The 13,512-nt window shown below is 35.6% G+C and carries 11 protein-coding genes, 16 tRNA genes and 1 pseudogene; 25 read left to right on the top strand and 3 right to left on the bottom strand.

Translation table 11 applies throughout. The annotated features are described in order from the left end of the window. Nucleotides 1–11: 11 nt before the first annotated feature. From ACERII_RS23940 to ACERII_RS23860, 17 genes are all read left to right on the top strand, one after another. Nucleotides 12–87: transfer RNA gene (locus ACERII_RS23940), tRNA-Asn, on the top strand. Between the two features lie 3 nt (nucleotides 88–90). Then, nucleotides 91–183 (top strand) — tRNA-Ser (locus ACERII_RS23935). Nucleotides 184–204: 21 nt separating this feature from the next. Then, nucleotides 205–279 (top strand) — tRNA-Glu (locus tag ACERII_RS23930). A 31-nt stretch (nucleotides 280–310) separates the two neighbouring features. Continuing rightward, a tRNA-Val gene (locus ACERII_RS23925) sits at nucleotides 311–386 on the top strand. An 86-nt stretch (nucleotides 387–472) separates the two neighbouring features. Then, nucleotides 473–549 (top strand) — tRNA-Met (locus tag ACERII_RS23920). A gap of 44 nt (nucleotides 550–593) precedes the next feature. Next, nucleotides 594–669: transfer RNA gene (locus ACERII_RS23915), tRNA-Asp, on the top strand. A gap of 17 nt (nucleotides 670–686) precedes the next feature. Further along, nucleotides 687–762 (top strand) — tRNA-Phe (locus tag ACERII_RS23910). Nucleotides 763–778: 16 nt separating this feature from the next. After that, nucleotides 779–854: transfer RNA gene (locus ACERII_RS23905), tRNA-Thr, on the top strand. A gap of 62 nt (nucleotides 855–916) precedes the next feature. After that, nucleotides 917–1,001: transfer RNA gene (locus ACERII_RS23900), tRNA-Tyr, on the top strand. Between the two features lie 31 nt (nucleotides 1,002–1,032). Next, a tRNA-Trp gene (locus tag ACERII_RS23895) sits at nucleotides 1,033–1,106 on the top strand. A 34-nt stretch (nucleotides 1,107–1,140) separates the two neighbouring features. Continuing rightward, nucleotides 1,141–1,216 (top strand) — tRNA-His (locus tag ACERII_RS23890). Between the two features lie 6 nt (nucleotides 1,217–1,222). Continuing rightward, nucleotides 1,223–1,297: transfer RNA gene (locus ACERII_RS23885), tRNA-Gln, on the top strand. A gap of 5 nt (nucleotides 1,298–1,302) precedes the next feature. Then, nucleotides 1,303–1,377: transfer RNA gene (locus tag ACERII_RS23880), tRNA-Gly, on the top strand. A gap of 7 nt (nucleotides 1,378–1,384) precedes the next feature. Beyond that, nucleotides 1,385–1,458: transfer RNA gene (locus tag ACERII_RS23875), tRNA-Cys, on the top strand. A gap of 33 nt (nucleotides 1,459–1,491) precedes the next feature. Beyond that, nucleotides 1,492–1,580: transfer RNA gene (locus ACERII_RS23870), tRNA-Leu, on the top strand. Nucleotides 1,581–1,632: 52 nt separating this feature from the next. After that, nucleotides 1,633–1,717 (top strand) — tRNA-Leu (locus ACERII_RS23865). A gap of 1,786 nt (nucleotides 1,718–3,503) precedes the next feature. Beyond that, nucleotides 3,504–3,731 (top strand): hypothetical protein, encoded by a 228-nt coding sequence (locus tag ACERII_RS23860; protein WP_373645492.1) that lies wholly within the window; start codon nucleotides 3,504–3,506, stop codon nucleotides 3,729–3,731. A 94-nt stretch (nucleotides 3,732–3,825) separates the two neighbouring features. Here the strand turns inward: ACERII_RS23860 and ACERII_RS23855 are convergent, their stop codons facing one another. Then, the gene (locus ACERII_RS23855; protein WP_373645491.1) at nucleotides 3,826–4,440 is read right to left on the bottom strand and encodes an HIRAN domain-containing protein; all 615 of its coding nucleotides are present in this window, start codon (nucleotides 4,438–4,440) and stop codon (nucleotides 3,826–3,828) included. 412 nt (nucleotides 4,441–4,852) lie between these two features. On the opposite strand from ACERII_RS23855, the pseudogene ACERII_RS23850 reads away from it, so the two are divergent. From ACERII_RS23850 to ACERII_RS23840, 3 genes and pseudogenes are all read left to right on the top strand, one after another. Then, nucleotides 4,853–5,665: pseudogene (locus ACERII_RS23850) on the top strand (Rpn family recombination-promoting nuclease/putative transposase). A 257-nt stretch (nucleotides 5,666–5,922) separates the two neighbouring features. Further along, nucleotides 5,923–6,183, top strand: a complete 261-nt coding sequence (locus ACERII_RS23845; protein WP_373645490.1) for a hypothetical protein — start codon at nucleotides 5,923–5,925, stop codon at nucleotides 6,181–6,183. After that, nucleotides 6,180–6,566, top strand: coding sequence for a retropepsin-like aspartic protease (locus tag ACERII_RS23840; protein WP_373645489.1), 387 nt, complete (start codon nucleotides 6,180–6,182; stop codon nucleotides 6,564–6,566). The genes ACERII_RS23845 and ACERII_RS23840 overlap by 4 nt, the downstream gene beginning before the upstream one ends. A gap of 445 nt (nucleotides 6,567–7,011) precedes the next feature. Here the strand turns inward: ACERII_RS23840 and ACERII_RS23835 are convergent, their stop codons facing one another. Then, nucleotides 7,012–7,434, bottom strand: coding sequence for a class I SAM-dependent methyltransferase (locus ACERII_RS23835; protein WP_373645488.1), 423 nt, complete (start codon nucleotides 7,432–7,434; stop codon nucleotides 7,012–7,014). Nucleotides 7,435–7,597: 163 nt separating this feature from the next. Here ACERII_RS23835 and ACERII_RS23830 point away from each other — a divergent pair, with 163 nt between their 5' ends. The 4 genes from ACERII_RS23830 (at nucleotide 7,598) to ACERII_RS23815 (ending at nucleotide 11,331) form a co-directional block, all read left to right on the top strand. Beyond that, nucleotides 7,598–8,113 (top strand): RNA polymerase sigma factor, encoded by a 516-nt coding sequence (locus ACERII_RS23830; protein ID WP_373645487.1) that lies wholly within the window; start codon nucleotides 7,598–7,600, stop codon nucleotides 8,111–8,113. Then, complete coding sequence (locus ACERII_RS23825) at nucleotides 8,103–8,852, top strand: hypothetical protein (RefSeq protein WP_373645486.1); 750 nt, start codon at nucleotides 8,103–8,105, stop codon at nucleotides 8,850–8,852. Before ACERII_RS23830 ends, ACERII_RS23825 begins: the two co-directional genes overlap by 11 nt. Nucleotides 8,853–9,278: 426 nt before the next feature. Continuing rightward, nucleotides 9,279–10,043 carry a hypothetical protein gene (locus tag ACERII_RS23820; protein ID WP_373645485.1) on the top strand — a complete coding sequence of 255 codons (765 nt, stop codon included), beginning with the start codon at nucleotides 9,279–9,281 and terminating at the stop codon, nucleotides 10,041–10,043. Beyond that, entirely contained in the window at nucleotides 10,030–11,331 is a 1,302-nt protein-coding gene (locus ACERII_RS23815) for a hypothetical protein (protein WP_373645484.1), read from the top strand. Before ACERII_RS23820 ends, ACERII_RS23815 begins: the two co-directional genes overlap by 14 nt. Before the next feature lie 213 nt (nucleotides 11,332–11,544). Here the strand turns inward: ACERII_RS23815 and ACERII_RS23810 are convergent, their stop codons facing one another. Further along, a complete protein-coding gene (locus ACERII_RS23810) occupies nucleotides 11,545–11,778 on the bottom strand; it encodes a hypothetical protein (protein WP_373645483.1) in 234 nt (77 codons plus the stop codon). A 1,036-nt stretch (nucleotides 11,779–12,814) separates the two neighbouring features. Here ACERII_RS23810 and ACERII_RS23805 point away from each other — a divergent pair. Next, complete coding sequence (locus tag ACERII_RS23805; protein WP_373645482.1) at nucleotides 12,815–13,510, top strand: hypothetical protein; 696 nt, start codon at nucleotides 12,815–12,817, stop codon at nucleotides 13,508–13,510. Nucleotides 13,511–13,512: the final 2 nt, after the last annotated feature.

The following is a 13,512-nucleotide window of genomic DNA, read 5'->3' as shown; positions in this document are numbered from 1 at the left end:
TTTCCATTTATTCCACAGTAGCTCAGTTGGTAGAGCAATCGGCTGTTAACCGATCGGTCGTAGGTTCGAGTCCTACCTGTGGAGCCATTAGGAGAGCTGTCCGAGTGGCCGAAGGAGCACGATTGGAAATCGTGTAGGCGGTTTGAAACCGTCTCGAGGGTTCAAATCCCTCGCTCTCCGCCACTATTAACTACAAGAATGTTGGGCCCGTTGGTCAAGCGGTTAAGACACCGCCCTTTCACGGCGGTAACACGGGTTCGAATCCCGTACGGGTCACCAAACTATATATTCGTAACACTTTCTGTAATTTGGAGGATTAGCTCAGCTGGGAGAGCACCTGCCTTACAAGCAGGGGGTCGGCGGTTCGAGCCCGTCATCCTCCACCATTTTTTCTAACTTTTTGTTCACATGAAATTGTATCGTTGCATACGCTACGTAGTGTGGAGTAAAAAAGTAACAACTTTTATAACGTCGCGGGGTGGAGCAGTCTGGTAGCTCGTCGGGCTCATAACCCGAAGGTCGGTGGTTCAAATCCGCCCCCCGCAACCAAACAAATTCATGGTTATTAAACTATGAAATATACTTATGTAAAAGGTCCCGTGGTGTAGCGGTTAACATGCCTGCCTGTCACGCAGGAGATCGCGGGTTCGATTCCCGTCGGGACCGCCATTTTAAAATTATATTAAGGCTCGGTAGCTCAGTCGGTAGAGCAATGGACTGAAAATCCATGTGTCGGCGGTTCGATTCCGTCCCGAGCCACCACTTTAAATTTCACCTCGCTGGCCTAGCTCAATTGGTAGAGCAACTGACTTGTAATCAGTAGGTTGGGGGTTCAAGTCCTCTGGCCAGCACCAGCTTTCATTACTATCTTGACTTATTTCTAAACTTTTTGTAACATTATAATTGTTCTCTTCATGGAGGGGTAGCGAAGTGGCTAAACGCGGCGGACTGTAAATCCGCTCCCTCAGGGTTCGGCGGTTCGAATCCGTCCCCCTCCACCATTTTTATTTTAGGCCAATTACCATTTTAATTAGGGGCATAGTTTAATGGTAAAACGAAGGTCTCCAAAACCTTTGATGTGGGTTCGATTCCTACTGCCCCTGCCAATTATAACAATTAAGAACAATAATAATATATATGGCGATTGTGGCGAAGTGGTTAACGCACCGGATTGTGGTTCCGGCATTCGTGGGTTCGATTCCCATCAGTCGCCCCATTTTGTTGGGCTATAGCCAAGCGGTAAGGCAACGGATTTTGATTCCGTCATGCGAAGGTTCGAATCCTTCTAGCCCAGCCATTTTTGCGGAAGTAGTTCAGTGGTAGAACACCACCTTGCCAAGGTGGGGGTCGCGAGTTCGAATCTCGTCTTCCGCTCCAGACAGATGGCGGCATAGCCAAGTGGTAAGGCACGGGTCTGCAAAACCTTTACCCCCGGTTCGAATCCGGGTGCCGCCTCCATAATAGAATATTTTGAAAGTCCTTTATACCCTTGCCGGGGTGGTGGAATTGGCAGACACACAGGACTTAAAATCCTGCGGTAGGTGACTATCGTGCCGGTTCAAGTCCGGCCCTCGGCACCATTTATGATATGTAAAGTGGACAAGTTTAAAAATAGATAATATCGCTAGTTAGGCCGGTGTGGCGGAATTGGCAGACGCGCACGACTCAAAATCGTGTTCCTTCTGGAGTGTCGGTTCGACCCCGACCACCGGTACCATCTACATAATTGCATTAAGTTTAATAATCGATTATTAGCTCGTAAGCCTTGATATATAAGGGTTTACGAGCTTTTTGTATTTATTGAGTTAACGATAGAATACGTTTGATTTTGAATCCAGTTTACACATTTTTTAAATGATTTGTAATTGCAAAAAAATCTGGTATATAGGTTACGACTAATAGCCCTTGCTACAATAGGCGTATATTGTAGAAGGGTTATTTACCCGATGGTTGTAATTCATGAAATAAGATTAAATACGAAAGATAATCCGTAAGATTTAACTGTATATATTACGGTCAATTATGTATGCTTTTCTCTTAAAAGGAACATATACTAGAAAGGAGATGAATAGAAAGTTAGAACTGTTATGAATAAACCGAATTTTAACGTGGAACAGTTTACTTCTGCTTCCTATGCGGAAAACGTTTTGGCGAAATATGGGGGAAAAAGAGTACTCAGAGTATCGAGCTATGAACATTGGTGAAATTCCAGATGATCAATAGAATGATAGAAAGTTACTGGGGTGTCGAAAAGTTAAATTTAGGAAACATGGTATTCGCATTGTATACCGGATTATTAAAGGTACAATAGAGATTGTACAGGTCATTGCAGGTGCCAAAAGAGAGGATAATGAAGTATATAAGTTGGCACACAGCGATAAGAAGAAATATTGTATTTAGAAGAGCAAAAAAACAAAACTTAGCCAATAAGGATAAGTAGTAACGACTACTTCTTTATTGGTTTTAATTATGAAATATTAGGTTGTTTATTCTTTAGTAAATGCTATACCCTGGGAAAATGATTCAATCACTCGATCATATGTAGAAAGATTATGTGGTCTTTTCATCTATAAGTAGTAAACGAATTTTACAACGTTTAAGGGAATAAGAAATTATCGTGTTAGAAGGTAAATCACGATCCAGTTTTTATAAATTAAAGTAATGAGATAATGAACTATAATCCTATAACAAGACTGGAATATTAAACGGACACTAAGTTCCTGACCTCCAGTGCTGTACAACTTCACGGTATCGGGGGGGAGGAACTTTTTATGGATGTAGCTGATTAGGAAGCGAAATTAGAAATAGGTATAACATTGGATTGTTGGGGGAACGATTATCTCAGGAGTACTTATTGGTATTGGTAGGGACATTATTATAACAAATTGTCTGAAACTTTACGATCAGCTGATAACGATTTTGGTGATGTGATGGGTCAACTTGTAGAGAAAATTTATAGATCATATTTGCAACTTGTAAGGGAAGAAGCAGAAGATTTACCTTCATATTTTTTACATCTAAAGAATGCAAGGTTTTTCATTCCGGGGCATGGTAACAACTCCAAGTGGTGACGGAGTACTTTGGCGCGGTAGGTTATCGGTTAAACCTTTAATCTCTTAATGGTTACGCCCCTACCTCAAATCGAGAGCTTAGGCGGGAACTTTCATTCAGAGGGAATCGAGACTCCCTCTGAATCCTCGATGTTTCAGCTTACTGAAACGAGTTCGCTTATGGCCTTCCTTTTTTCTTTAATATGGAAAGCTGCAAATATAGTCATAGTTTCAATAGATTGGATAAAAAAACCTTGATTCTCCTCTTCATAATCAGCTAGATAATTAGACACTTTCTACTAACCTTTACGCTAAAACGAAATTATCCCTTGTTACTATCAGTCTATTGAATAACCCAAGTTATGTTGTATTGGATGAACCTACAAATAGTATGGATATAGAAACATCCTTAGAAGTATTACAGCAATTAAGAAAAATGGCTAATGAGGGCAAGTGAGAACCGTCACCTTTTGCCGTGGAGTTGGAGATAAGGGAGAAGTATGCAACCAACAATTAGTTACCAATCTATTTGTAGATGGTCAATTAAATAAGTTTCCTCTGCAATTGGGCATAACACAAGATATATATGTTTTCGATGGATTTATTGGCCTTGATTTTATGATAGAGACAAATATGGTTATTGACTTCTCTAAATTAGAAGTTAACTACAAAGAATATTAATTGTATCAATTTGGTATGTACAGACATTCATACTACAATGAAAATAAGGACAAGTGCCTGCTCCTCAATAGGGGTCAGTCAGGCACTTATTTTGTTAGTCTTCCTTTGCTGGTTTATAAAATACTTTAATTTCTATACCCAGCGTTATTTCTTCAGTAACGATGATATCTTTATCCTCATCACTGTCATACTCAACCGATTTTATTTTTCCACCAACGTATCTTGCTTCAATTCGCCTCACATCTTCATTATCTAAGATATTTTTTAATTCCACGTTCTTATCATTTGGTACATAACCTATATGTACAGGGAGTTCACTATACTTGATAAAAATTTTGATGGCATTTGAATCATACTCATTTGTTGGTTCTGGTATAAATGATAATTCATCTTTGTAAAACACTAAATCTTCGAACTCAGATATCTCTATATTATCCTCAATAATCTCCTTATTTTTATAGCCACCATAAAAATCAATTTGGTTTTCTTTTGCATAAATCTTCCCTTGTTGTTTCAGTAATTTTTGAATATCTTGTTTATTCTCGTTTTTTGCAGTTACCCCTGCTACATTAAATTCAAACATGTTTAGCTTAGGGGGGGTTATTTTTTCAGTTACTCCGGAAGTAGATACTTTGTTCTGAACTGCTCCTGTATTAGAACTTTTTGTATTATTATTTTTCACAAATTTATTTAAGAGCATTTTAAACATATGGTTTTCACTCTCCTATATAGAAAATTTTAGATTCCATAAGTAAAATTAACCAATTGAAATTCAATATGGAGTTCAATTAGGAAAATTACTACTATATTATTAGTAAATTTCCTAACAAATATAATTAAGAAATGAAAGTACCTGATCCCCAGTGAGTTAATACTTTATTGGGCTGGGAGTCAGGCACCGATTTTAAGGCACCAAATTTACTATTTCCTAACAATCCTCCGTAATTTTCTCTGCTTTATTTCTACTCAATTTAGTTGACGAGAACGTTTGTACGAGATAAAATGTAAGTGGATTCAAGAACAAACGTTCTGTAGTGGTAGGAAGTACAGATATGGGAGAAACTCGGATAGACTATGATCGCCTATTTAAAGAGTTAATATCCACGTTTTTCGAATAGTTCATGTTGCTATTTTTTCCAGAAGCTTCTGAACAGATTGACTTTCAAAAGGTAGACTTTTTGTCGCAGGAATTCTTTACGGATGTAATAGAGGGGGACAAGCATCTAGTTGATTTATTGGTACAAACGAAATTTAAAGGGGAAGAAAGTATTATCATTACTCATGTCGAAACTCAAGCCAACTATCAAAGTGATTTTAATCGACGAATGTTTACTTAATTCAGTCGCATTTATCAAAAACATCATCGCAATATACTACCCATCGCTGTTTTCAGTTATGATACACCACGAGAAGAACCTAATGCCTTTACCATTCAATTTCCCTTCATAAACATACTACAATTTAATTACTTAGCAGTTGAGCTGAAAAAGAAAAATTGGCGAGACTATATTAGGCAAGAAAATCCTGTTGCAGCGGCTTTGTTAAGCAAAATGGGATATAATGATAATGAAAAAGTCGAAATAAAAAAAGAATTCCTTAGGATAATGGTAAAGTTAGGGCTAGACAGAGCGAGAGACTCCCTATTGACCGGTTTCTTTGAGACCTATTTGGTACTAACGCAAGAGGAAGAAAGTCAATTGATAGAGAGGGTGAGGACATTGCCAGAAAAGGAGGCAAAGGAAGTTATGGAATATATGACATCCTATGAACGGAGAGGTATTGAAAAAGGAATAAAACAAGGTATTGAGAAGGGAATTGAAAAAGGTATTGTCCAAGTTGCCAAGCGCATGTTGGAAAGAGGAAAAAATGAAGATGAAATTATGGACCTAACAGGATTATCAATCTCTGAATTGGAGCGTTTGAAAGTGAGATAAAAAGTGATCAATAGTGTGGCTATATTATTGAAAGTTGGTGCCTACCCGATGCAGTAAAGTATTGCGCACTGGGGGTAGGCACTCATTTTAAGACTTTTACTGTGCAAGAATATGGCTAATACGGTAGAAATTCAATAGTGGCTTAGTTTATACCGAACTTTAAAATCAAGAAATATATTTCAACTTTATTTATTCAAAGGTGGCCGAATTGTTATAATAGAAGTAAGTTATAAATATATGCAAAGGAGGGTCAATGAATGAAATGGGATCAAATACGTGAACAATTTCCAAATCGTTGTGTATTGGTTGAATCGCTTAAAGCAAGAACAGAACATAATGAAAGAATTATTGAAGAAATGTCTGTTGTAGATGATTTTGATAATGGGAATTCCGCCTGGAAAGTTTACAAAAAATTGCATGGCGAAGACCGATCTCGAGAATTGTATATTTTTCACACGAATAATGAAAATGTTAAGGTCATTGAGCAACCCTACCTAGGAGTTAGACGGAAAATATGAATATTCAAATGATCGATCACTTACCAATTATCTCAATAGATGTCGGTTTTAATGGCCACAAAAAAGCTTTTAAAAATGTATTGTTGGACACTGGGTGTTCCTCGACTATTTTAGATACTGACTTATGTGAAGAAGTTGGTCTCTTACTCGATTTGGAGAATGCAGTTACAAGAAAAATGTATGGAATTGGTGGTACAGAAATATGTATTGAACAAAAAGTGAAAAGTCTTTATTTAGATGATTTTCATTTAAGGAACTTTACTATTCAACTGGGGGATGTTAAAGAAGTGCATGGTTTTGATGGAATTATCGGTACCGACTTCTTAGTTTCTAATCAATTGATCATCGATTTTAATAGAATGATAGTTCAGAAGAGTTATTAAAGTTAAGCAGGTTTATCTTGATTAAAACCTTGTTATAGCAACAATTTTCGCGGATCCCCCAGCAACCTAGAATTTTTATGAAGAGAACATTACTTAATAGCCACTAACGTGAGATAGTGGCTAATTTATAATACTAAATTCATGTCAACATTGTAGCCAGAGTTCCAATGAAAGTACCTGCCCCTCAGTGCGTTAATACTTTATCGCACTGGGGGGCAGGCACTCATTTTATTTACTCTCAAGGTAGATATATACTGGCTATCGCATAATGGAAAACTAGGTATTTTTATGATGAAAAATTCCTGGATACGTTAGGACTTGTTGCCTGAAGCCACAAAAATACTAATAGCAGCTTTTTCACTACTACAAGGTGATTCTGTACTGCATTTTTGTCCGGTACAATCGATCGCAACATTAGTCAGACCAGCATCTATCAACCATTTTTTCATATGCTCAGGTTAAAACCCATCCAGCGGTCGTGATGATCGGTTATTAAAAAATCAAATTGATGTTCGTCAAGATCAGTTAGTACTAGTTTTCCACCGGACTTTAATATTCGGGCCATTTCCTTTATAGCTAACCCCGGTGATTCTACATGGTGAAGATACATGTTGGCAAATACATAATCTACAGAAGCATCATCCAGAGGCAAAGTCTTCGATTCTCCTATTTGGTACTCAATTGAATCAAAACCAATAAACCGATTTTTCATGTGTGAAAGCATGGCCTCAGATTCATCAACTGCAATTACCCTTAGTCCATGAGAAATAAGCCCCTCTGTTACAAAGCCGGTCCCAGCTCCAATATCGGCAGCCACCTGGCCTCTAACAATACCTGCTATTTCAAATGCTTTATCACGAACAGCCACAGAAAAAAATCCTGTCGCATGTTATCCCAATTTTCAGCTACTCTTTCAAAATAATCTTTACTACTCATGCAGATATCCTCCTTTTGAAAATAAAAATATTTTGTAACTTTTTCACTTTTCATTCGTTGGAAAAGTAAAAGAGTTAGAAGTTGGGAGGAAAAAAATGGGGAATGAGAAACTGAAAAATATCAATGAATTGTACATTAAATATAACAATGATTTATACAATTTCATATTTCTTATGATTAGAGATAATGAACAAGCGAAAGATTTGATGCATGATACATTTTTACAAGCTTATAAAAAATTCGACTCTTTCAAAGATGAAAATGTGAAAAGTTGGTTGTACAAAATAGCTCGAAACTTGACAATTGACTATATAAGAAGAAGAAAGCCAATGTCATTTTTCTTCGATTTAACAGATGTGCATAGCAATATTAAAGGTACTGAGCAGATAGTTACATTAAATGAAAGTGAGAAAGAATTATATTTAGCTCTAGCTAAGTTAAAAAGAAAGTATCAGCAAGTAATTATTTTAAGAAAGATTAAAGAGTTCACAATAAAGGAAACATCAGAGATACTTGGCTGCACAGAAGCTAAGGTTAAAACTAATTTACTAAGAGGAATGAAACAATTAAAAAAAGAATTAGAAAAGGAGGGATATCACCATGGAATCTAAAAATAAAGTCAAAGAATTAGATAAAAAGCTAAGGTCTCTTAACAACAAATTTATAATTAATGAAGATGAACAGAATAGGATACTAAATAAATTAAATAGAGAAATTGACCAGCAAAAATCAAGTGGCTTTATGCATAAAAAAAGTTGGCCACTTAGTTATTATATGTCTTTGGTTGGGGCAGTAATAATATGTTTTTTGCTTGTAAGCCCTCAGTTAATTAAAATACTTGATAATGGTTCAATTGACTCAAATAATCAAAATCAAATAATAAATGAATCAGAAACATTCCTTACAATCCTGCCTGAAAATTGGAGCTTAATGGATTTGGACCAAGGACCGAATACACTAGTATTTAGTAATCAGGAAAATACAATATCTATACAAGTATCAGAAGAATTAAATTACACTATTATAGATGATGAACCAACAAAGAGAAATATTTTATTAGAGAACTTTGAGCAGAGTAATAACTTTGACGAGTTTCTTGATAAAATGATACAACATGAATCAAACAATGGTGAACTTGTATATACAGAAATTGATGAGGTTAATACTACACCCATATTTAGCTTTGAATACGATGATTATTTTTTCATATCTTCATATTTAGTAGTTAATAATAAACCATTCTATATTAATATCCAAGTCCATGACGATGATTATTCATTAGAGAAATTGATGGATTCATCAGAATATGAGTTATTCAAAAAAGTAATTAATTCAACTCAACCTATATAAAGGGCTCTATAAACGTAAAGTGTACCCTTTGTAAAGGACATTTTAAAAAAGCCTATGCCGCTTTAAGAAGATGATCTCTGTATTGAACAGGGGTCATCTTTTTTAGGACAAACGGGAACGGTTCGAGACCAGTGAAAAAGTCACTACAAAATACTATGTAGGGTATAAAAACTGGATTTTGAATAACATCTTCTTTAAAATGAGAAGTTATTTCAAGTTATTACAATCTAGTTGAGTCTATGAAAACACAAAAAAGGTGATTAAACCCTTGATATAATAGGGTTTTACTCTTGCTTCACATTACCATTTGCAGCCTATACGACATTATCGTCCGTTATTGCTGTGATTGCTGCACCCCTCTTTGTCATAGGGGCGATCACCTTTTCTGGTTTCTACTTTGCAAAACAAAAGAGCAAGCTTTCAAAAATGATGCTTCCCCTTACGTTAATGCAATTATTATTAGCCTATTTATCAATGGATGGGGATAGACCTGTCTCTTATGAGTATATAATTCAGACATGGCAGAAAGATATGGATGAGTATAGGAATTATCGTTTTGAGCATAAACAGAAGACGTTAGAAGCGGGAGATGTTAGTAATAGCATTTCTGAGAAAAAACGTTTGATAGATATGCATAACAGGAATATTTCGGCTTGTGAAACGGAAATCAATAGTCTAAAGAGAACAATGAAGGATGAACTGAAGAATAACAATCGGTTACACACCGTTCAAAATCAGAATTTTCATTCGTGCTACAGTGAAATTGAAAAATTACGTTCGGAAATAAACGTGTTAGCTAGAAAAGAAATTGCTAGTGAAGGGGTATGGTCGAAGGTAAAGGCTGGTTTAGTGAATGCAGGAAATCTCATTATACGTCAAGAGAAGGAAAGACAAATGGATAAATTATACCATCGCCTTGTAGAAATTCTGATAGAGAATAATTTACATTTATGTGATAGCTTTAAAAATGAGATTTATACAAAGAAGGACGAAGTAGAAGAGATCAAGAAATTTCTAGATAAAGAGACGGACGAACTTAATCAAAGCCTGTCCTCTCTAAGAGAAGTCATGAGTAAACGGCTTCAGGTAGAAAAAAACATGAGTACATTTGAAAAGAAATATTATGGATTACCGACTCTAGATTTTCATACTCCAGCACTAGAGAGAGAGAGAGCCAATGAATTTTTTTAAAAACAATGAATTTTATAAATTATGGAAAGAAAAAAGATATAAGGATGCCTTACATCAACCGATTGAACCACCGAAATCAAAGGAAGAGAAGCTATCCCATTTTTTATTTGGGAATAATAGTGAACGAACGACGACATTTACAGTTGCAACGCTCAGTATAGGGGACTTTTTATATGATTACATCCGGATTGACCCTACTGTAATAGAGGCAGTTGATTTTGCACGTTCTGACAATATTGACTCCATTTTTTCCTTTTCAGAGTTTAGTGTAGGAATGGATGTGGATTCTGTCGGAGATATTTCACAACTCCAAGGGTATGTGGCAGAGAAAATGTTAGCCATGGAGTTAACCGCTAAAGGGCACGAGGTGGAATTTCCAGAAGAATCTAATGAACCAGGATGGGATATTCTTGTTGATGGGGAAAAGTTTCAAGTGAAAAATCTCAGTGATCCAAGTGGTGTCTACGAACACTTGAATAAATACCCTGAATATCCAGTTTACGTCAATGCAGACCTAGGAGAGACCTTTGCTGGAAACCCAAATGTCTTTATTGCTGAAAACATTCATCATGAAGAAATTGTCTCTTTAACCAAGGAACAATTAATATTAGGTCAAGAGCTTCAAGACTTTGAGATTCCCCTTCTCACGCTCCTAGTTAGCTCAGCGATTAATGTGAAGGGTTTGATGAAAAAGGAAAGTGATATAAAAAATACAGTCACGAATATCATCACAGATACTGCTTCTCGTTCCTTAGGTGGATACGTTGGTCAATATGGAGGTTCCTTAGCTGGAGGAGTATTGTTTGGCCCCGCAGGCGTCATTGTTATAGGAGGAGCAGGGGCTTTCTTAGGAATGGCGCAGGGAGGTAAGCTAGCTGGCGTGATTAAAAGAATTGCTGCCAGTGACAATCTCTACAGATTTAGAAGAGATCTGACAATGCTCATCGATACCGTTCTCGTAGAAATTCCTAAAAAGCTAGAAAGACGTCAGCAACAGTGGCTGAGCACAAAAGAAAAGCTGTTCGTTGCCAATGCGCCTATAGAACTTATCGAAAGCTTTGAAGCAAAGTACCAAGACGATAAGAAGTATTTAGAAAACAAAAATTTAGAATTACAACGATTGAGAGTAGACATTAACAATCGAGATTATCAGGATAGCTATAGGGAAAGCCTCACTCAAATCTTACAAACAGGCGTGCACCCATCTAAATATCAAAAGGAATTAAAAGCATGTAATTCGTCGTTAGAAGAGTTAGTGAAGAATTTAAGGAAAAAGGGATTGACGTAAGATGTCAGCATCTAATTAAGAAGCACATAATCTAATTGTATGCTAAAGTAGTTGCTATTTTGCCTATCTAAAATAGAGTTGAATTAGGTGGGAATTAAGTAACCAATAAAGTTACATGTAAAAAGAACCAACTACACAGGAGTAGTCGGTTCTTTAGGATTAAATGTAATTATTTCATCTTCAACGAAGCGCCCGTTACTTCAATAAGGTGCTTTAATTAGAAAACCAAATTCTCGATATTTGTAAAGGATTAATAACAGACTTCAATCTGCCGTCTGTATGAAATAATTTTATAGTTTCCATTCTCTTAAAATCGTATGATACTTCCTCTAAATTTTTCATTAGTGTAATTGTTTCACTGTGGCTAAGTTTGAATGAAAGTGATTGACCAGCCAGTAAAATTTCAGCTATTGTATTATCTTTAGTTTCATCCTTTCTATTAAACATTAACTTGTACCCCTTTTCTATTATTACGATATTTTTCACTATCGAACCCGTTTGTTGAAAAGTATTCCTTTTTACTTTAATTAGCCTTATTATTTTCGTTCTCCTGTAACGTAAAGAGAAGGAATACAATCCCTAGAATGATATAGATTTTGCCATATGACTTAAAGAAAATGAAATTATCTGATGATAATTCGTAAATTAACCAAGTAATACCTACAATTAAAAATATCAAACTTGAAATAGAACAAACTTTCCCCCACTTGGACATTTCTTTCCATTTTCCCATTATACTCTTATAGAAACATCCCCAATCGTTTAAGTGGATTTTTTCACAATCAATGTCTTTACTATTATTTAATTATACCATAAAATTTTCCATTAACCTTCCAAAACAAACAGACTATGAATGTAGTAAACATGAGTTAAATAGATGCATATTTAATATGTTTTTTAGGTTGAAAAACGAGACAAATTCACTATGCGAAAAGGTCTCGTTTTGCTGTATAATTTTTAGTTTTCTCCCTCTAAACGGAACTACTTATAATCTAATGTGCTTTCTTTTTTATGACCAAATTTCTGGAGAGATATCTTTTGAAAATCAAACAAAAGGGATTATTATAAAAGTTAGAAATAGTGAGACAAAGGTGGTGTAAAAACGGCTAATTAGAACCGTCACCTTTTGGCGCTAGAAGAGGGAGTTTCATTCAAATACTCATCTAATAGAATCTTTATATTCTAAATTTATTGGTGGGATTAGGACTGCCACTTTCTTACTTAAATTAATAAAGTTTATTAATTAAATAGGACAAGCATTGGCAGTTTTATATAAGAATCAATTGTCTTGCTTAAATAAATTAATGTGATGAAGTCAGGAATTCTGGTAAATAATTTGATTTTTTGGTAATTTTTTTACTTATTAACGAAAAGAACTTGAACAAGTACGTAGAACATGGTTAACTTATTTCAAATCAGAAAATTAAGATAGTTTATTAATGAATGATGTTGTTGCGAAGTCTTAGATAGAGAGGTGAGAAGTTTGAAAAGGTTACAAGATTTATTGAGTAACAACAAGATGAGTTTACTTGTTAGTCTCCCTGCAAATTCTATGGAACTAGCGAAGGCAGCTTCTGAGGCAGGTGCCGATGTGATAAAGGTTCATATGAATGTGGAACATCGCGCTAGCGGAAATTTGTTTGGTAATTTGAAAGAGAATGAAGAATTTTTTAAGGAACTGAACGACTATTTTTCAGGTATCACAGGTATTGTTCCTGGAGATTCACAAGAAAAAGTAAAGCAAGACGAAATAGTAAGGCTTAAAGAACTCGGTTTTGATTTTTTATCTATCTATTCACATACAGCACCAGCTTGGCTCCTAGAAGAAAACTCTTTAGAAAAAATGATTGCCCTATCCAACCATTATACCAATTACGAACTACACTCTTTTCATACTGCCAATATTCAAGTCTTAGAAGCCTCTGTAATGAATCCGGATGATTATGGTAAAGCACTAACCATCAAGGACATACTTCATTATCAATATCTCCTTTCGCAAGTAAATCAACCTATCGTTGTTCCAACACAGAAAAAAATAGCAAGAAAAGATTTAAAAACGCTCTATAAGATAGGTGTTCATGGATTGATGATTGGAGCAATAGTGACAGGGAAATCTGCAGATCAAATCTATGAAACAACAAAAGCATATAAGGAAGAAATCGAACGATTAAGGATGTGATG

The organism is Evansella sp. AB-rgal1 (genome assembly GCF_041820985.1).
Lineage (GTDB): Bacteria > Bacillota > Bacilli > Bacillales > Salisediminibacteriaceae > Evansella.
This window is presented reverse-complemented; position numbering and strand designations above follow the sequence as displayed.

Excerpts from the sequence above, each read along its gene's own strand:
- ACERII_RS23825 (WP_373645486.1), top strand. The coding sequence starts at position 8,103 with ATGGAATCTAAAAATAAAGTCAAAGAATTAGATAAAAAGCTAAGGTCT.
- ACERII_RS23815 (WP_373645484.1), top strand. The coding sequence starts at position 10,030 with ATGAATTTTTTTAAAAACAATGAATTTTATAAATTATGGAAAGAAAAA.
- ACERII_RS23855 (WP_373645491.1), bottom strand. The coding sequence starts at position 4,440 with ATGTTTAAAATGCTCTTAAATAAATTTGTGAAAAATAATAATACAAAA.
- ACERII_RS23840 (WP_373645489.1), top strand. The coding sequence starts at position 6,180 with ATGAATATTCAAATGATCGATCACTTACCAATTATCTCAATAGATGTC.
- ACERII_RS23845 (WP_373645490.1), top strand. The coding sequence starts at position 5,923 with ATGAAATGGGATCAAATACGTGAACAATTTCCAAATCGTTGTGTATTG.
- ACERII_RS23820 (WP_373645485.1), top strand. The coding sequence starts at position 9,279 with ATGATGCTTCCCCTTACGTTAATGCAATTATTATTAGCCTATTTATCA.
- ACERII_RS23830 (WP_373645487.1), top strand. The coding sequence starts at position 7,598 with ATGGGGAATGAGAAACTGAAAAATATCAATGAATTGTACATTAAATAT.
- ACERII_RS23810 (WP_373645483.1), bottom strand. The coding sequence starts at position 11,778 with ATGTTTAATAGAAAGGATGAAACTAAAGATAATACAATAGCTGAAATT.